16 protein-coding genes are annotated in these 18,503 nt (G+C 61.3%); 3 read left to right on the top strand and 13 right to left on the bottom strand.

What is annotated here, in order from left to right:
* Positions 1-144: 144 nt before the first annotated feature.
* Together GWQ44_RS04180 and GWQ44_RS04175 are read right to left on the bottom strand one after the other, a co-directional pair.
* Positions 145-1,095 carry a LysR family transcriptional regulator gene (locus GWQ44_RS04180; RefSeq protein ID WP_275926688.1) on the bottom strand — a complete coding sequence of 317 codons (951 nt, stop codon included), beginning with the start codon at positions 1,093-1,095 and terminating at the stop codon, positions 145-147.
* A 179-nt stretch (positions 1,096-1,274) separates the two neighbouring features.
* A complete protein-coding gene (locus GWQ44_RS04175; RefSeq protein ID WP_011060203.1) occupies positions 1,275-2,039 on the bottom strand; it encodes a GntR family transcriptional regulator in 765 nt (254 codons plus the stop codon).
* 318 nt (positions 2,040-2,357) lie between these two features.
* Between GWQ44_RS04175 and GWQ44_RS04170 the strand changes: the two genes are divergently transcribed.
* Positions 2,358-3,548, top strand: coding sequence for a benzoate/H(+) symporter BenE family transporter (locus GWQ44_RS04170; protein WP_016965711.1), 1,191 nt, complete (start codon positions 2,358-2,360; stop codon positions 3,546-3,548).
* 150 nt (positions 3,549-3,698) lie between these two features.
* Here the strand turns inward: GWQ44_RS04170 and GWQ44_RS04165 are convergent, their stop codons facing one another.
* Complete coding sequence (locus GWQ44_RS04165) at positions 3,699-4,043, bottom strand: YggL family protein (protein WP_047302902.1); 345 nt, start codon at positions 4,041-4,043, stop codon at positions 3,699-3,701.
* A 234-nt stretch (positions 4,044-4,277) separates the two neighbouring features.
* Between GWQ44_RS04165 and dacB the strand changes: the two genes are divergently transcribed.
* Positions 4,278-5,738, top strand: a complete 1,461-nt coding sequence (gene dacB, locus GWQ44_RS04160; RefSeq protein ID WP_016965691.1) for a D-alanyl-D-alanine carboxypeptidase/D-alanyl-D-alanine-endopeptidase — start codon at positions 4,278-4,280, stop codon at positions 5,736-5,738.
* Positions 5,739-5,783: 45 nt separating this feature from the next.
* Here the strand turns inward: dacB and GWQ44_RS04155 are convergent, their stop codons facing one another.
* Positions 5,784-8,183: a diguanylate cyclase gene (locus GWQ44_RS04155; RefSeq protein ID WP_275926687.1), complete on the bottom strand. Its 2,400-nt coding sequence runs from the start codon at positions 8,181-8,183 to the stop codon at positions 5,784-5,786.
* 136 nt (positions 8,184-8,319) lie between these two features.
* Positions 8,320-10,584, bottom strand: coding sequence for a bifunctional 23S rRNA (guanine(2069)-N(7))-methyltransferase RlmK/23S rRNA (guanine(2445)-N(2))-methyltransferase RlmL (gene rlmKL / locus GWQ44_RS04150; RefSeq protein ID WP_047302899.1), 2,265 nt, complete (start codon positions 10,582-10,584; stop codon positions 8,320-8,322).
* Positions 10,585-11,128: 544 nt separating this feature from the next.
* Here rlmKL and GWQ44_RS04145 point away from each other — a divergent pair.
* Positions 11,129-11,344 carry a ribosome modulation factor gene (locus GWQ44_RS04145; protein ID WP_016965693.1) on the top strand — a complete coding sequence of 72 codons (216 nt, stop codon included), beginning with the start codon at positions 11,129-11,131 and terminating at the stop codon, positions 11,342-11,344.
* Between the two features lie 131 nt (positions 11,345-11,475).
* On the opposite strand, the gene GWQ44_RS04140 is transcribed toward GWQ44_RS04145, so the two are convergent.
* The 8 genes from GWQ44_RS04140 to GWQ44_RS04105 form a co-directional block, all read right to left on the bottom strand.
* Positions 11,476-12,498: a quinone-dependent dihydroorotate dehydrogenase gene (locus GWQ44_RS04140; RefSeq protein ID WP_179597372.1), complete on the bottom strand. Its 1,023-nt coding sequence runs from the start codon at positions 12,496-12,498 to the stop codon at positions 11,476-11,478.
* A 300-nt stretch (positions 12,499-12,798) separates the two neighbouring features.
* A complete protein-coding gene (locus GWQ44_RS04135; RefSeq protein ID WP_047302895.1) occupies positions 12,799-13,779 on the bottom strand; it encodes an OmpA family protein in 981 nt (326 codons plus the stop codon).
* A 107-nt stretch (positions 13,780-13,886) separates the two neighbouring features.
* Positions 13,887-14,477: an RNA polymerase sigma factor SigX gene (gene sigX, locus GWQ44_RS04130; protein ID WP_011060195.1), complete on the bottom strand. Its 591-nt coding sequence runs from the start codon at positions 14,475-14,477 to the stop codon at positions 13,887-13,889.
* An 87-nt stretch (positions 14,478-14,564) separates the two neighbouring features.
* Positions 14,565-15,389, bottom strand: coding sequence for a mechanosensitive ion channel domain-containing protein (locus tag GWQ44_RS04125; protein ID WP_016964357.1), 825 nt, complete (start codon positions 15,387-15,389; stop codon positions 14,565-14,567).
* A 2-nt stretch (positions 15,390-15,391) separates the two neighbouring features.
* On the bottom strand, positions 15,392-15,637 hold the full coding sequence (locus GWQ44_RS04120; protein ID WP_011060193.1) for a hypothetical protein: 246 nt from the start codon (positions 15,635-15,637) through the stop codon (positions 15,392-15,394).
* 63 nt (positions 15,638-15,700) lie between these two features.
* Complete coding sequence (locus tag GWQ44_RS04115) at positions 15,701-16,696, bottom strand: zinc transporter ZntB (protein WP_016964356.1); 996 nt, start codon at positions 16,694-16,696, stop codon at positions 15,701-15,703.
* 25 nt (positions 16,697-16,721) lie between these two features.
* On the bottom strand, positions 16,722-17,213 hold the full coding sequence (gene rraA / locus GWQ44_RS04110) for a ribonuclease E activity regulator RraA (protein ID WP_009042919.1): 492 nt from the start codon (positions 17,211-17,213) through the stop codon (positions 16,722-16,724).
* Between the two features lie 253 nt (positions 17,214-17,466).
* Positions 17,467-18,456 (bottom strand): alpha/beta fold hydrolase, encoded by a 990-nt coding sequence (locus GWQ44_RS04105; RefSeq protein ID WP_103741230.1) that lies wholly within the window; start codon positions 18,454-18,456, stop codon positions 17,467-17,469.
* Positions 18,457-18,503 lie beyond the last annotated feature (47 nt).

Genomic DNA, 18,503 nt, shown 5'->3' with positions numbered 1-18,503 from the left:
TATTATGTCCTGTGGCGGTGTGGCGTTAGGCAGCTTCGCTGGCTGCCGACCGCACGCAGTATCGGCACAAGCGCCACGGGGCCCAAAGAACAGAATATCGACCAGGGTGCTGCCGAAACGGCAACAGCGCCTGTAACCGTGGATTCAGAGCACCGGCTGGCGGCAACTCCGTTCGGCCCGTTCGCGAATGGCGATCTCCTCGCTGAGCAGATGAGCCAGGGCCTCCACCACGCTGGGCAGTTCGCGCCCGCTGCGGGCGTAGAGCCCAAGGTCGCTGTAGATCCCGCCCTGATCGCTCAGGGGAATGTGCACCAGCTCGCCCTTGCCCAGGTCGGCCTCGATCCCGACCCGGGTCTGGAACGCCACGCCCATGTTGTGCCGGGCCATCTGCCGCGCCAGCTCCATGGAATTGCTCTGCAACGGCGGCTTGTCCAGCAGCCCCAGGCGCTTGTGCAACGGCGCCAGCAGGTGATGGATCGACAGCTCGCTCTTGGCCAGGATCAGGCCGTGCTCGGCGCAGGTGGCGAAGTTGACGCTGCCCCGCTCGGCCAGGGGATGATCGGGACTGACCAGGGCCCCGAGGCGAAAATGCCCGACGCTCAACTGGCGAATCTCCGGTGCGCGGGGCAAGGCGAAAGCCAGGCCCAGGTCGGCGCGACTGTTGATCAGGGCCAGGGGAATCGATTGCGACCCCTGCACCGTGACGCCGATGGTCACCTGCGGGTAGTGCTCGCGCATGCGCTTGAGCACCGAGGGCAGCAGGTCCACGGTGGCCCCTTCCACGGTGGCGATCTCCACGTGCCCGCTGCGCAAGCCACGCAGGGCATCGAACTCCAGGCGCACCCGTTCCAGGTCCTGCAACACCAGATTGACGTGGCGACTGAGGATCTCCCCGGCCAGGGTCAGGCGCAGGCCACCGGGCAAACGCTCGAACAGCGGCGCGCCGATTTCATCCTCGATCTTGAGAATCTGCCGGTTCACCGCCGAGGACGCGACGTTCAGGCGCCGGGCCGCCTCACGAATCGAATGGCAACGACGCACCATGTCGAAGTAATGGATGGCGGAGGAATGAATACGTAGCGTTCTGCCACTCATGCCGCAGGCTCCTTGCGCAGGACCATAGGCGCACGGACTCGCCGGCCATGCGCATTGAAGCAGGCACTGTATACAATCCTTGATAAAAGTTAAAACAATCCGCCGAAGGACCTGAGGCCAAACAAAAATCCCCCGCTGCGCGAGCCGCGCAACGGGGGATTTTCAGACGGGATCGAGGCTTACAGCTTGGCGCTCGGGCGCCCCGGCTTCTTGGTCTGCAACAGGTGCGAGAACACCGCGTGCAGGTCGTCCGAGGCGCTTTCCTCGTCGAGATTGAGCTTGCTGTCGATGTGATCCATGTGATGCATCATCAGGTTCACCGCCAGCTCGCCGTCCCGGGCTTCGATGGCGTCGATCAGTTGCGTGTGCTCATCGTAGGAACAATGGGAACGGTTGCCACTTTCATACTGGGCGATGATCAGCGAGGTCTGGGACACCAGGCTGCGCTGGAAGCTGATCAACGGTGCATTCTTCGCCGCCTCGGCCAACTTCAGGTGGAACTCCCCGGACAGGCGGATGCCGGCGCCACGGTCACCCCGGGAAAAGCTGTCGCGTTCCTCGTTGACCATCTGCCGCAACTCCAGCAGTTGCTCGGCGGTGGCGTGCTGCACCGCCAGTTCGGTGATGGCCCGCTCCACCAGGCGCCGGGCGAGAAATACCTGGCGGGCTTCCTCGACACTCGGGCTGGCAACCACCGCGCCACGATTGGGCCGCAGCAGCACCACGCCTTCGTGGGCCAGGCGCGACAGGGCGCGACGGATGATGGTCCGACTGACTCCGAATATTTCTCCCAACGCCTCCTCGCTCAACTTGGTGCCGGGCGCCAGGCGCTGCTCGAGGATGGCCTCAAAGATGTGCGCGTAGACAATATCGTCCTGGGTTCCGCTGCGACCGGCTTTGCCTGCTCGCGGTTGTTTCTTGAGAGGTTGCAACTGTTCGTTCATGGGCACTCGGGTCGGGAGGACTGCGGCGATTTCGGCGTGACTGTAATACGTCACGGTGGGTCGCTGGCAAGTATCGCGTTAAAACAGGGGCACATTGTACACAACCACCGGGTATCACTAGTAAAAAGTGTTCATGATCCCCGCACTCTTTCAGCGACTGTATGGCTATTTGTAGTCACGGCTGTATTGCAATGCAAAGTTGCTTTTAAGTTTAGGCTTGAACCCTGAACCCCTTGATCGGCCCATTGCTCGCGCATGATTCGAGCGATGTTCGCTGGACGTGGGTTTTGTGTCTTTCAAGAACAAGGAATAGCAGTAATGTCCGACGCCACCCCCGCGCAATTACGCCCCCTGGCGGACACTTCGCCCTCAGCCATCGTGGCCGGTTTCATCGCCATGATGACCGGCTACACCAGTTCCCTGGTGTTGATGTTCCAGGCCGGACAAGCCGCCGGCCTGACCAGCGGTCAGATTTCTTCGTGGATCTGGGCCATCTCCATTGGCATGGCGATCTGCAGCATCGGCCTGTCCCTGCGCTATCGCACCCCGATCACCATCGCCTGGTCGACACCGGGCGCCGCCCTGCTGATCACCAGCCTGTCCGGCGTCACCTACGGCGAAGCCATCGGCGCCTACATCACCTGCGCCGTGCTGGTCACCCTGTGCGGGCTCACCGGCAGCTTCGAACGCCTGGTGAAAAAGATCCCCGCCTCCCTGGCGGCCGCGCTGCTGGCGGGAATCCTGTTCAAGATTGGCAGCGAGATCTTCGTCGCCGCCCAGCATCGCACCGGGCTGGTCCTGGGCATGTTCTTCACCTACCTGGTGGTCAAGCGCCTGTCGCCACGCTACGCGGTACTGGCGGCGCTGCTGATCGGCACGGCCCTGTCGGGCGCCATGGGCTTGCTGGACTTCAGCGGCTTTCACCTGGAGGTGGCGACCCCGGTCTGGACCACGCCGCACTTCTCCCTGGCCGCCACCATCAGCATCGGCATCCCACTGTTCGTGGTGGCCATGACTTCGCAGAACATGCCCGGCATCGCCGTGCTGCGGGCCGACGGCTATCAGGTTCCGGCCTCGCCGCTGATCACCGCCACCGGTTTTGCCTCGCTGCTACTGGCACCATTCGGCTCCCACGGCATCAACCTGGCGGCCATCAGCGCCGCGATCTGCACCGGGCCCCATGCCCATGAAGATCACGCCAAGCGTTACACCGCGGCAGTGTGGTGCGGGATCTTCTACGGCATTGCCGGGGTCTTTGGCGCCACCCTGGCCGCGCTGTTCGCGGCCCTGCCCAAGGAGCTGGTGCTGTCCATCGCCGCCCTGGCGCTGTTCGGCTCGATCATCAACGGCTTGAGCATTGCCATGAGTGAAGTGAAGGAGCGCGAAGCTGCGTTGATCACCTTCATGGTCACGGCGTCGGGGCTGACGCTGTTCTCCATTGGCTCGGCGTTCTGGGGAATCGTCGCGGGAGTGGTGACCTTGATGATTCTGAATTGGCGCAGTGCCTGAAGGGCTTCGCCGGCCAGCCGGCGAATAGCGCCCACGACAAAGCCCGGGGCTGGCCCGTGGCAGAGGCAAAAAACACAAGGGAAATTCGACAGGCCGCCCAAGCAGGGCAGCAACGCATGAGCGGCCCGGACGGGCCGCTCATGCATGAAATCACGCGACTGGGTTGATCGCGTTGTCCGGGTACCAGACGTCCAGCAGCGGGCTGACTTCAACGTTGGTCAGCTCGGTGCGTGCCTTGAGCCAGGCTTCAACCTTGGCACGCTGCTCTTCGCTCACGGAACCGCGCTTGCTCAGGCAAACCAGACCGAAGTCATCGCCGCCTACATAGCCCAGGCCGTTGGCTTCCATCGCTTCTTTGAGGAATGCGTCGAGGAAAGCGTCAATAGCTTCGTCAGCCAGATCTTCTTTGAAATCCAGGTTCAGCTCAAAACCCAGCTCCTGAAATTCATCTACGCAGAGTTTTTTGCGCAGACGGCGGGAACGGTTAGTGGCCATGGAACAATCCTCATAAGTAATAACGGGCGGCACTTTACCAGTTTAGGCAAGCGATTGCCTGACTCTATGAGGACGCGGTCGTGCCATTGGTAAAAAAAATACCGCTCCGGCGGCCCGTGGCACGGCACAAGCCGCTATACCTTGGGGCATAATGCCGACACTTTCATGACCACTGAGGGATTTTATCTGCATGCCCTCGTCTTTTTTCCCCTCGACTGCAGGGTTCCATTTCATATGATCAAATCGTTGCGTCCTCTTCTGCTGGCCAGTGTTTTCCTCCCCCTGGCCTTCCCTGCTTCCGCGGCCCCGGTCAATACCACCCTGACACCCAAGGTCCAACAAGCCCTCAAAGCCAGCAAACTGCCGGACAACGCCCTGTCGCTGGTGATGATTCCCCTGAACGGCCCGGGCACCCCGACGATTTTCAACGCCGATGTATCCGTCAACCCGGCCTCCACCATGAAGCTGGTCACCACCTACGCGGCCCTGGAAATGCTCGGCCCGACCCACCAGTGGAAGACCGAGTTCTACACCGACGGCACCCTCAGTGGCGGCATCCTCAATGGCAACCTGTACCTCAAGGGCGGCGGCGACCCCAAGCTGAACATGGAAAAGCTCTGGCTGCTGATGCGTGACCTGCGAGCCAATGGCGTACAGCAAGTCACCGGCGACCTGGTGCTGGATCGCAACTACTTCGTGCAACCGCAACTGCCGGAATTCAACGACGACGGCAACGACGAGAACAAACCGTTCCTGGTCAAGCCCGATGCGCTGATGGTCAACCTCAAGGCCCTGCGTTTCGTCGCTCGCAACGATTCCGGGCGCGTGCTGGTGTCGGTGGAACCGCCGATCGCCAAGATCCGCATCGACAATCAGGTCAAGGCGGTCAACACCAAGCAGTGCACCGGCGATGTGCGCTACAACCCGGTGCCCCAGGCCGACGGCAGCGTGCTCGTCACTGTGGGTGGCCAGCTGGGTGACGGCTGCAGCTCCCAGACTTACCTGTCGCTGCTGGACCACGCCACCTATACCGCCGGCGCGGTGCGGGCGATCTGGAGCGAACTGGGCGGCAGCATCCAGGGCCAGGATCGCCTGGCGGCAGTGCCCAAGGACGCCAAGGTCCTGGCCCGGGCCTTCTCTCCGGACCTGGCGGAAATCATCCGCGACATCAACAAGTACAGTAACAACACCATGGCCCAGCAGTTGTTCCTGAGCCTGGGAGCCAAGTACCGCAATGAAGCCGACGGCGATGACGCCAAGGCCGCCCAGCGCGTGGTGCGCCAGTGGCTGGCGAAGAAAGGCATCACCGCGCCGCACCTGGTGATGGAGAACGGCTCCGGCCTGTCCCGCGCCGAACGGGTCAGCGCCCGGGAAATGGCCGGCCTGCTGCAAGCCGCGTGGAAGAGCCCCTACGCCGCCGAGTTCATCAGTTCGATGCCGATTGCCGGCATGGACGGCACCATGCGCAAGCGCCTCAAGCGCACCGCCATGTCCGGTGAAGCCCACATCAAGACCGGCACCCTGAACACCGTCCGCGCCATCGCCGGCTACAGCCGCGATGACAACGGCAACACCTGGGCAGTGGTCGCCATCCTCAACGATCCACGGCCGTTCGGTGCCTCTTCGGTGCTGGATCAGGTGCTACTGGATCTGTATCGCCAGCCCAAACTGGCCAGCAGCGCTTCGCCGCTGTAACGCCCCGGCCCGACGGCGGCGGATGCCCTGCGCCGCCGTCGCCGTTCAGGGGAACTCGGCCTGGACCCGGTCGCGACCGGCCTGCTTGGCCGCATAGACCCCGGAGTCGGCCCGCAGCAGCAGGCCATCCGCCCCCTCGCCCTCGCGCCAGCTGGCGATACCGAAACTGGCGGTGACCCTGCCCACCGGCGCGATGGGCGAACTGCGCAAGCCTTGCCACAGCTCCTGGGCCAGGATCAGCGCCTGTTCAGCACTGGTGTCCGGACACAGGACCATGAACTCCTCGCCTCCCAGACGGCAGAACACATCGGTGCGTCGCAAGCGCCGGCCAATGCGCTCGCACAGCCCGCGCAGCACCTGGTCCCCCACGCCGTGACCGTGCTGGTCGTTGATCCGCTTGAAATGGTCGACATCCAGCATGATCACCGCCATTTGGCCTCCGCCGCGCTCCAGGCGCTGCATTTCGCTCTGCAACTGCTCCTGGAAATAGCGCCGGTTGTGGATCCCGGTCAGCGAGTCGGTGACCGACAAGGCCCGCAGTTCTTCCTCGACCCGCTTGAGATCGGAGATGTCCGAGATATAGCCGTGCCATAGAACACCGCCGCCACTCAGGCTTTCCGGGGTCGCCGCCCCACGCATCCAGCGCAACCCGCGTTGCGGCAGGCAGACCCGGTATTCCTCGCGCCATGGACTCAATTGCTGTGCGGAAATGCGGATCGACTCGCGTACCCGCTGCACGTCCTCGGGATGGATGCGCTCGAACACCGCCCCGGCATCCTCCTGCAGCAACTGCGGCTCGATCTCGTAGATCTCGCGAATGCCATCGCTGGCGTAGGTAAAGCTGGCATGGCCATCGGCGTCCAGCTTGAACTGGTAGATGCCACCGGGAACATGGGCACTGAGCCTGTTCAACAAGCGGTCCCTGGCCGCCAGGGCTTCATGCACCCGCTTGCGCTCGGTGATGTCGATGCAGATGGCCAGGTGGCCGATCCACAGCCCCTGATCGTCCAGCACCGGGGTGGCCAGCATGTTCACTTGCAGGTGGCTGCCGTCGCGTCGTACCAGGGTCCATTCCCGGGCCTCATGCCCACCGGCCATGCCCTCTTCCACCAGCATCGCCTGGGACACCTCGATGGGCTTGCCATAGCGCTGACTGAGGCTGTGGGCCCAACTTTCCAGCTCCTGGGGCAGGTGCAGGCTTTCCAGGGTCAGGTGGCCCACCGCTTCGCTGCTGCGGTAACCCAGCATTTGCTCGGCGCCGGCGTTGAAGGTGCTGATGACCCCGCGCAAGTCGGTGGCGATGATCGCCACCTGGGTCGCGGCATTGAGCACGCTGCGCAACTGGCTGTGGGTCCCGCGCAGCTCCTGCTCGCGACTGCGCAGCTCACGGGTGCGCTGTTCGACCAGGGCCAGGGCCCGTTGCCGCTGACTCACCAGCACGTAGAGCAAGGCGCTGAGCAGCAGGCTGAGCAAGCTGCCGAGGATCACAAGGCTGGTCAATGAAGAATGATTGGCATGCAGGAACGCCGCGCTGGGGCGGATTTGCACTTGATAATCCCGGTCCGCCAGACGCAGCAAACGGCTGGCGCTCAGGTGACTGGTGACCGGCGGGTTGCTCGATTCATACAGCACTTCATGCTGGCCCTCGACGGACAGATCGAGAATCCGCACCGACAGGTTGTCGCTGGCCGCGGTCGGCAAGCCGTCCGCCACCAGTTGCCGCAGGCTGATCACCGCCAGCACATAGCCATAAGGCCTGGCCTCTGGCGAAGAACCATCCTGGGGGCGCCTGACCGGCGCCGCTAGCAGCACCCCGCGGGCATAACCCGGGTCTACCGCCACCAGATGCATGGGCGGCGAAACCGCCAGGCCGTTGAGTGCCCGGGCACGCTCCAGCGTGGCCCGACGCAGCGGCTGGGCCAGCAGGTCATACCCCAGGGGCGAGCCCAACGGGCTCTGGGTCTGGCTGTAGAGCACCGGCGCGTAGTCATCCTGGTCAGCGGCCGGCTCCATCTGCCCCGCCGCGTTCAACTGCACGATGGCGAAACCGGGCTGTCCCTCACGGCGCACCGCCTGCTCGAAGGCCGCCCGCTGGGCACGACTGATCAGCGGCGCAAAGGCATAGGCCTGGGTACGACGCAGCAGCGGCTTGGCGTAACCCTCGAAGTCGTGGCGAGTCACATGATCGGAATTGACAAAGAAACGCCGCAAGCCGTCCAGGCGTTGCTCCTGGTCTTGAAAGCGCTCTTCGATGCGGCTATAGCGTTCGCTGGCCAGCAATTGAAAGCGCTGGCGCAACTGCTGCTGGTTCAGGTTGTAGGTGGACCAGGCCAAGAGTCCGGTGAGAATGCTGCCCGCGAGCAACACCAGCACCGCCACCAGCCAGGCCGAAACCTCTTCACTAATGAAACCCAGGATTTTCGGGCGTACCACATGCAACGGCATAAGTAGAACTCATCACGCCAGCGAGTTTGGGTGTCATCCGGATCAAGTGAGAGTTATAGCCATTAGCCATTAATTTGACCAGCGCTATACAGGCCCCAAAGCCCGAATAATCGGGCCTTGGGGACTTATCCGGCCATCAGCGGGCAGTGATTTTCCAGGCCCGGTGAATCTTGCTGTTACGGGCAAAATCCGGGTCGATGGTCTTTGCCGTGATCTCCTCGACCTGATAGCGCGTCGCCAGGTTCTCATCCAACTGGAACTTGCGGAAGTTGTTGGAGAAGTACAGCACGCCGCCCGGAGCCAGGCGCGCCATGGCCAGGTCCAGCAACTGCACCTGGTCGCGCTGCACGTCGAACACCCCTTCCATGCGCTTGGAGTTGGAGAAGGTCGGCGGGTCGATGAAGATCAGGTCGAACTCATCGCGGCAACTGTCCAGCCAGGCCATCACGTCGCCCTGCTCCAGGCGGTTCTTGTCGGAGAAACCGTTGAGGGAGAAGTTGCGTCGCGCCCAGTCCAGGTAGGTCTTTGACAGGTCGACACTGGTGGTGCTGCGGGCGCCGCCCTTGGCCGCATGCACGCTGGCGGTGGCGGTGTAGCAGAACAGGTTGAGGAAGCGCTTGCCGGCGGCCTCTTTCTGAATCCGCATGCGCATCGGCCGGTGATCGAGGAACAGCCCGGTATCCAGGTAGTCGGTGAGGTTCACCAGCAGCTTGACCCCGCCTTCGCGGACTTCGGTGAACTGGCCCTGGGCACTCTGGCGCTCGTACTGCTTGGTGCCGCTCTGGCGCTCGCGACGCTTGATCACCACCCGGCTCTTGTCCACGTTCAGCGCCTGGGGAATCGCCGCCAGGGCATCGAACAGACGGGCCTGGGCCTTCTCCGGGTCCACCGACTTGGGCGCGGCGTACTCCTGCACATGCACCCAGTCCTGATACAGATCGATGGCCAGGGAGTATTCCGGCATGTCGGCGTCGTAGACGCGGTAGCATTCGACGCCTTCGCGCTTGGCCCACTTGCCCAGCAGCTTGAGGTTCTTCTGCAGGCGGTTGGCGAACATCTGCCCGCCTTCGCTCAGGCGTGCCTGCTCGACCACCGGGGCCGGAGCCGGTGCCGGCTTGATCGGGTTGCCATTCTTGTTGAACTGGCGCACGGGTGCCTCGTCCGCGGCGGCCTGGGCCTGCTCGCGCTCCACCTGACGCTGCTCGGCGGTGCGCCGCTCGCCGGTGACGAACTGATCCGGCAGCACCTTGATCAGCAGCAGCTTGCACGGCAAGGCGCCGTTCCAGAACGAGTACTGCTTGTGGCTGCGGATGCCCATGCGCTTGCCCAGGTCCGGAGCGCCGGTGAACACCGCCGCCTCCCAGTTGAGGCAGGCCTGACGCAGGCGCTCACCAAGATTCTGGTAGAGGTACAGCAGGCTGGCCTCATCACCCAGGCGCTCGCCGTAGGGTGGGTTGCAGATCACCAGGCCTTTCTGGTTCTGGTCCGGGCGCGGCTCGAAGGTGCCGACTTCGCCCTGGTAGATCTTGATCCAATCGCTCAGCCCGGCACGCTCGACGTTGTTGCGGCCCGGCTGGATCAGGCGCGGATCGGCCTCATAACCACGGATCCACAGCGGCGGCTTGGCCAGGCCGGCCTGAGCCCTGGCCAGCGCTTCATCATGCAGCTTGCGCCACAGCGCCGGTACGTGGCCGAGCCAGGCGGTAAAGCCCCACTGCTCGCGCTTGAGGTTGGGCGCGATGTCGGCGGCGATCATCGCCGCTTCCACCAGGAAGGTGCCGACACCGCACATCGGGTCGGCCAGGGCCCCGCCGTCTGCGGCAATGCGCGGCCAGCCGGCACGGATCAGGATCGCCGCCGCCAGGTTTTCCTTGAGCGGCGCGGCGCCTTGCTGCAGGCGATAGCCACGCTGGTGCAGGCTGTGGCCGGACAGATCCAGGGAAAGAATGGCTTCGCCGCGATCCAGGCGCAGGTGGATGCGCAGGTCCGGGTTGAGCTTGTCCACCGAAGGACGCTCGCCGGTCGGGGTACGCAGCTTGTCGACGATGGCGTCCTTGACCTTCAAGGCGCCGAAGTGGGTGTTGTCGATCCCCGAACCGTGGCCGCTGAATTCCACCGCCAGGGTGCCGTCGGCCAGCATGTGGTCCTGCCAGTCGACATCCAGCACGCCGTGGTAGAGGTCCTCGGCATCCTTCATCGGGAAGCGCTTGAGCACCAGCAGCACCCGATTGGCCAGGCGCGACCACAGGCACAGGCGATAGGCCGTCTCCATGTCGGCCATGCCGCGCACGGCAGAAGTGTGCTCACGCGCTTGCTCAAGGCCAAGCCCGACGGCTTCCTCGATCAGCAGGCCTTCAAGGCCTTTGGGGCAGGTGAGGAAGAGTTCGTAACGATCCGACATGGGAATACCAAGGCCTTTAGCAATAAGTGAACGGGCAACGCATCGCCCGCTCGGTTTTCAGTCAAGCGCTTTTCTTCAAGAGCGCTCGTGTGGCACGAAACTGTGCCGTCCCACCCCGGCAGGCAGGCTTTCTTGCAGGGCAAAAGAGCTTGGAGGCCGGGACAGATAAAAAGTCAGGGCAACAAAATGACATAAGTCGACCCTTCGTCGAATAGTAGTTGAGTGCAACCGTTCGACATTCTCACTAAAGCATTAACCCCATCATCTAGTGAGAGGCTGATCACAGCGGGCTTTGCCTGACAAACAGGATACAAAACCACCCCGGCTTATGGCCTGGACAGCAATATCGTTACGTCCTTATGACAAAACGATCATTCACTTGCTGTGACCTATTGGTTAGAACTCACCACAGGTTGGCGCCGCAACGGCGTCAACATCAAGGCTCGCCACGCCGGCAGCGAGCACCAACGGCAGAGACATTCTGCCCGACCTCAGAAGAAGGTCGACGGGACATAAAGCAGTCAACAAGTGAGGGAAACACCCTATGAGAAGACTAAAGCGTGATCCGTTGGAAAGAGCGTTTTTACGCGGATATCAGTATGGCGTTAATGGCAAATCCCGTGAGCTTTGCCCATTTACTCTACCGTCGGTACGCCAAGCCTGGATCAACGGCTGGCGCGAAGGACGCGGCGACAACTGGGACGGTATGACAGGCACTGCGGGCATCCACAGACTCAACGAACTTCGCGCTGTCGGCTGATCAGGGCACATTCCGACACCTACAACTTGAATAGATGACGACTTAACCACGCACGCCCCATCCGGGCGGCGGGCTTCGGCCCAGGGGCTCCTTCGAGGAGCCCTTTTTTATGACTGCGCTGGCGCCCGTTCTTACCGGCCCATGGCCGCGATAGCATCCACCGACTCGCGAATCAACGCCGGCCCCTTGTAGATAAAGCCCGAATACAGCTGCACCAGGCTGGCGCCCGCGGCGATCTTCTCAGCCGCGTGCTTGCCTTCGGTGATGCCGCCCACGGCAATGATCGGCAAGCGACCGGCCAGTTCGGCGGCCAGGACCTTGACCGTGTGGGTGCTCTTGTCACGCACCGGCGCGCCGGACAGGCCGCCAGCCTCATCACCGTGCTCCATGCCTTCGACGCCTTCACGGCTCAAGGTGGTGTTGGTGGCGATCACCGCATCCATGCCGGTTTCCAGCAAGGCCCGGGCCACTTCCATGGTTTCTTCGTCGCTCATGTCCGGCGCGATCTTGATCGCCAGCGGCACCCGCTTGCCGTGAATGGACGCCAGCTCCTGCTGACGCTGGCTCAGGGCCGACAGCAGCTGCTTGAGGGACTCGCCAAATTGCAGGCTGCGCAGGCCCGGAGTGTTGGGCGAACTGACGTTGACCGTGACATAGCTGGCATGGGCGTAGACCTTGTCCAGGCAGATCAGGTAGTCGTCCACCGCCCGCTCCACCGGCGTGTCGAAGTTCTTGCCGATATTGATCCCCAGCACGCCCTTGTATGACGAGGCCGCAACCCGCGCCAGCAGGTTGTCGACCCCCAGGTTGTTGAAGCCCATGCGGTTGATGATGGCTTCGGCCTGGGGCAGGCGGAAGATCCGCGGCTTGGGGTTGCCCGGTTGCGGACGCGGGGTGACGGTGCCGATCTCGACAAAACCGAAGCCCAGCTGGGCAAAGCCGTCGATGGCCGCGCCGTTCTTGTCCAGGCCGGCAGCCAGACCCACCGGGTTGGCAAACTCCAGGCCCATGACCTTGACCGGCAACTGGGCCGGCGCCTTGCACAGCAGACCGTTAAGCCCCAAACGCCCGCCCGCACCGATCAGGTCCAGGGACAGATCGTGGGAGGTTTCCGGGGAGAGTTTGAACAGCAGCTGGCGGGCCAGGGTATACATGGGCGGGATGAACTCGGTTGGCGGCGAAATTGGCCGCCGATTATAGCCGCGCCTGGGGCTTGCAGGCGAGGCGCAGAAGCAAATCCCCGGCAATGGCATATGCCTTGCCCCCCCTCTGGGTATCAAACCCGGGCCAATGGCGTCCCGGGCTCAAGAGCAACGGCGACGCTTTTTTATGCAAGGTGCCCCGTCATGCCCTGAAGCCTATGCCGGCCAAGCCTGAGCCGGGACTCTGGCAGGGCAAATCGCAGGCAAAGAAAAACCCGGCCTAGGCCGGGTTTTTCCAAGCTACAAGGCTAATTACTTAGCTTGAGCTTCAACCGAGGCTTCTACGCGACGGTTGATAGCGCGACCAGCTTCAGTTGCGTTGTCGGCAACTGGGCGGGACTCACCGTAACCAACGGATTGAACGCGGTTAGCGCCAACGCCGTACTGGTTGACCAGAACTTGTTTAACGGCGTTTGCACGACGCTCAGACAGCTTCTGGTTGTAAGCGTCAGGACCGACGGAGTCAGTGTGACCTTCAACAACAGTGGTGGTCTGTGGGTACTGCTTCATGAAGTCAGCGAGGTTCTTAATGTCAGCGTAGCTGTTAGGCTTGACGACCGACTTGTCGAAGTCGAACTTCACGTCCAGCTCAACACGAACAACTTCAGCAACTGGAGCTTCTGGAGCTGGTTCTGGAGCTGGAGCCGGTGCTGGAGCAGGTGCTGGAGCAACTTTGCCGCCGCTGCCACCGAAGTTCACACCCAGGCCGATAGTAGGAGCGTAGTCCCACTTGCCGTTGTCCAGCTTGTAGTCAGCTTCAACGCCGGCACGGGCGAACAGGTTGTCGGTGAAGTAGTACTTAACACCAGCGCCTGCAGTCAGGAAAGTCGACTGGTCGCGGCCGCTGTGACCGTCAGCGATCACGTTGGTCATGCTCTTGTGAGCAACACCGCCGGAAACGTATGGACGCAGAGCGTCACCCACGGTACCAAAGTGGTACTGAGCGTTCAGGCCGAAGTTGTCGCCCTTGATCTTCTGGTTACCAGTACCGTCGTTAGAACGGGTGTGGTTGGTCGTGTCGTAGGTAGCGTTCAACGACAGATCGTCGGTCAGGAAGTAACCGATCGATGCGCCAGGGTTGAAGCCATCTTCAACGTGTTTAACGCTGTCGTTGTACTGTTTTTTGTAAAACAGTTCACCCTCGACCGCGCCTTGGCCTTGCGCCAGAACGCCGAACGAAGTCACGGCAACAATAGAACCAATGGCAATGCCCAAGGTGTTTTTCAGTTTCATCCGTTAAATCCCCATCTGGTGATTGTAAAGCAGTCCCACATACCGGGGGACAACTCGGCGGTAAGTCTATCAGAACTCACCTAGACGTAAGAGATATTTGCGCCGAACTAAGTTTCAGCAATGCCTGCAAATTTCTCACGCAATTTATCAAGAGCACGTTTGTAACGCATTTTTGTAGCACTCAACCCCATGTGCATGATGTCTGCGATCTCCTGGAACTCCAGCTCTGCGACAAATCGTAGCACCAGGATTTCCCGGTCAATCGGGTTCACATGCACTAACCAGCGGTCAAGTCCGCCCTTTTCCTCTGGTTTTGGCGCCTTCTCTTCAGAGGCCTCCTCGAGGGGGTCAAGACTTAAAGCGTCCATCAACCGACGCTTGCGCCGCTCCTTGCGATACTGCGTGATGCATTCGTTGTACGTGATGCTATATAGCCATGTCTTGAACTTCGATTTACCCTCAAAGTTCTTAAGGCCATAGAGCACCTTCAACATCACTTCCTGACAGACATCATCCGCATCACGATCGTTCCCCAGATAACGTGCACAAACATTAAATAGGGTCCGCTGATAGCGTCGCATCAACTCTTCATAGGCGCGTGTTACGTGAAACAGCTCCGTATGTGAGCGCGCAACCAACTCCTCATCAGAGAGCTCACGGGGGTCATAGCGCGTGGATAGCGATTGGGTTTTATTCAAAACGAGTCGTGCCGACAGTCAGGTCAATGTCCGCCGCTGCCCGATGAGGGCATTTTGCGGCGGCATACATTAGCAGGGTTTGCCGGGTTAGCGGCTACTTACATGCTGCTCCAGCAGGATCCGATTGGACAGAGAGACTAGCTCACCCTCCTCGGTCAGCAATGTAGTTTTAACCGTGCCGATCTCTTCGATCTGGCCTTCGACCTCACCAACACGTACTTGTTGCCCAACCTGGTACAACTCACGCACATAGATTCCCGCAAGAATCTGTCCGGCAATTTCCCGACTTCCCAAACCCATGGCCAGCGCAACGGCCAGACCAACGGTAATCAATACGATCACGATCACATGGTTGAGCAGGTCGGTTTTGACCTCCAACTGACTGATCGCCACCGAAATACTGATGATGATCACCAGCCCCTGGGCAATGCGCCCCAGGCCACTGGCGTAATCCAGACCTACGCCTTCTGCTGCTCCACGCACCAGGCCATTGGCCAGTTGCGCCAGCAGGACCCCGACCAACAGCACCAGCGCAGCACCGAAAACCTTCGGCAAATACAGCGCAAGCATGTCGAGCGTAGCCGAAACTCGCTCAAGGCCCAGGGATTCAGCAGCAGAAACCAGAAAAATAAGCAGCACGAACCAATAGACAATCTTGCCGATCAAGGTCGAGATCGGCACTTGCAGGCCGGCGCGGGACAGCAATTTGGTCAAGCCGGTACCGCCCATCAGACGGTCCAGGCCCAGCTTGGCCAGCAATTTCGACAACAGGGTATCGAGCAGCTTGGCCACCACGAAGCCCAGCAACAGCACCACCAGCGCGCCGAACAGGTTCGGAATGAAGTTCGCCACCTTGGTCCACAAGGCAGTCATCGCCGTGACGAGGCTCTGCGTCCAGAGATCAAGTTCCATATTCAATCAGCCTTATCAGCAGTGCGAGCAGAAGATTTACGACGGGATACCGGCGCGATATGGGCCGATCCATTATTCAAGGCGATCATCAGCGCAGGCAGCCAGCGGCCCAGCAGGCTGAACAGATCCCCCGCCCCAACCTGACGGTTGGCGGTTTTCAGTACGCGGCCCAGGCAGGCATCATCATCGCGGCTCGATGGCGAGGCTTTGAGCATGTCACGCAAAGACTGTTCAAACGGATCGTGCATACGCACCTCTGGTGATGTCTGGAAAAGACGCGATCAGATTTATTCGGGTCACATGACGCATCATCACACCCAGCGCAAACGGCGGAACAACCACCATTGTCCGAGGGCCACCGCCACCAGCAGCAGGCAGGCGATGATGAATCCGTAGGGGCTCGCAGAGAACGGAATCCCGCCGACGTTGATCCCCAGAAGACCGGTGAGAAAACTCATGGGCAGGAAGATCCCGGTGATGATCCCGAAGCGGTACATGGTGCGATTCATGCGCACGCTCAAGCGGCGGTCTTCGGCCTCCAGCACAAGCCCCACGCGCTCTCGGGTCAGTTCCAGCTCTTCCAGGTAGCGCGTCAGACTGTTGTGTAACTCGTTCCAGTAGTCACCATCGTCGACGGCGAACCAGGGCAGTTTTATCCGGCTCAACTGGGCAAAAATATCCCGTTGCGGAGCCAGGAAGCGCTTCAGGCCAGCAGCCCGGCGCCGGATCTGCAAAATGCTGCCGTGCTCCGGGGTATACCGTTCGTCGGCATCCAGTTTTTCTTCTTCGACATCGACCACTTCAGACAGGTCGCTGACCAGATGCTGCACCTTGTGCGTCAGATACTCAGCCATATAAAGAAGCAGTTCGGCAGCGGTTTTCGGCCCCTTGCCTTCGGTCAGTTGCAGCAAAAGCTCATCAGTGGCGCGCAAAGGCCGCAGACGCAGGGAAATCACCCGCTGGGAAGACGCGAAGATCCGCACCGACACCATATCTTCAGGTTCGGCCCCCGGATTGAGATTGATGCCGCGCAAAAACAGCAGCAACTCCGAGTCGGGCAAGGACAGCAGGCGTGGCCGGGTATTTTCCTCCAGCAGCAGATCACAGCTGAACTCGCTCAAGCCGCTGGAACGACGCAGCCAGGTCTGGGTCTGCGGATGACTGCGATCCCAGTGCAGCCACAGGCTTTCATGGGCCTGCAGCTGCAGATCGTCGAGCTCAGTCCGGGCTATCGAACGCGCACCACCTTCACCATCCAGCACCAGGGCATGCACCAGCCCCCATTGCGCGTTGTCTTCCTCGAACATCCTCATCCCTTGTCAGGCCAATGGTTTATTCAGGCATCTTCAGTGGGCTTGGCGACACGATGACGCCATTGTTGTCGGCGTAGACATACTCACCCGGACGGAAAGTCACACCGGCAAAGGTCACTGCCACATTGAGATCGCCAATACCGCGCTTGTCGGTCTTCATCGGATGACTGGCCAGGGCCTGAACCCCGAGATCGGTCTGGGCAATGACATCCACATCCCGGATGCAGCCGTAGATCACCAGGCCTTCCCAGCCATTTTTTGCCGCCTTCTCGGCCAGCATGTCACCCAGCAGCGCGCGGCGCAGGGAGCCGCCGCCATCGACCACCAGCACCTTGCCGTGTCCCTTGAGTTCCACTTGCTCCTTGACCAGCGAGTTGTCCTCGAAGCACTTGATGGTGACGATTTCACCACCAAAGGAATCGCGACCGCCGAAGTTGCTGAACATGGGTTCAACCACCTGCACCAGGTCGGGATAGGCGTCGCACAGGTCGGGAGTGAGGTAATGGTTCATCGAGAAACTCCTGTAGCAGAAAGAACACGATCGAAGGTATCGGCCATTTCAGGGGCCATTCTGGACCTACGAGCCCGGCAAGCCGATGTTTAACCTGCCCCTTGAAAGGAACCGGTCAGCCTGTCGCGAATCGGCAGCCATGCCACCTGAACGGAAAGTCGACTCAATAACTGAATGTGACCAGAACAGCGCAATGCGTCATATCTTAGCCGCAAGCGCTATCCAACGAAATGCCCTTGTCAGAGCCCTCGCCTCAAACCTCAGCCGCCTGCTCGGCAGCAGAAGCCAGCAACGGCGTCTGCTGATCGTGCAGCCAGCGCGCCACCAGCGGCCAGACCTCGGCCTGCGCCGGCTTGCTTACCAGCATCTCGACATGGCCGAAATTGCTACTGAACCCTAGCTCACGGCCCAGGCAGATAAATTGTTTCTGCTCACTGGCCAGTTGATCGAACAACTTGCGACAGGCCCAGGTTGGATCCTGATGGTCCCCTGCCGCACTAACCGCCAGCACCGGCACCGTCACCTCCGTCAGCCCGGCCCACCAGTCCTTGTCGGCATCGCCAAAGCGACCGAACAAGCCATGCCAGCGCATGCTTTCCAGGGCCAGGCCGATGGGCTCGTCTTCCGGCCCGCGCTTGAGCCGGGAACCGGACAACTGGGCAAAACGCTTGATGAGCAGACGCCCGCCCCACTCCACCATGGGGATTTTCAACGGCCAGTAGGTACGACTGATCTGGGTTCCGAAAAACGCCGCCGAGGCCACACCGGCCTCCCCGAGGTACTGCCCGCCCAGCGCCGCCGCCAGCGTGGTGCCTCCCAGTGAATGACCGATCCAGTGGGGAATCTGGGCGCTTTGCTCACGGACAAAGGCGGCAATCGCCGGGAGGTCGTAGCGCGCGTAGTCGGCTACCCGGTTCTTGCGGTAGTCGGCATTGCGCCTCGACAAGCCATGGCCGCGCATCTCGGGAATCCATACATCGAAACCGGCACGGGCCAGGTAGGCGCCAAGGCCCACGCCCTTGGGCGAATACCAGAAGCGCCGGTTGGAAAAGCTGCCGTGGAGCAGAACCACAGGCACGCCCCGGGCTTGCGGCTCATCCGCCAGCCCCAGCCGGGTCACTGCCAGTTCGACCGAAGGGTCCGGGCTGTTGCCGGGTTTCAAGCGATAGACATCTTCGCTGAGGTCGCCTCGACGCTCGGCACTGATCAAGGCGACGGGAAATAGGTTGCTGCTGCTTTGCATATTCTTCTTGCACAAAAAAGGGCGGCATCCAGAAGAAGCACGCCCTG

The organism is Pseudomonas sp. 3MA1 (assembly GCF_029237275.1).
Taxonomy (GTDB): Bacteria; Pseudomonadota; Gammaproteobacteria; order Pseudomonadales; family Pseudomonadaceae; genus Aquipseudomonas; species Aquipseudomonas fluorescens_AP.
The sequence above is the reverse complement of the archived record's forward strand: the minus strand, read 5'-3'. Positions and strand labels throughout refer to the sequence as shown.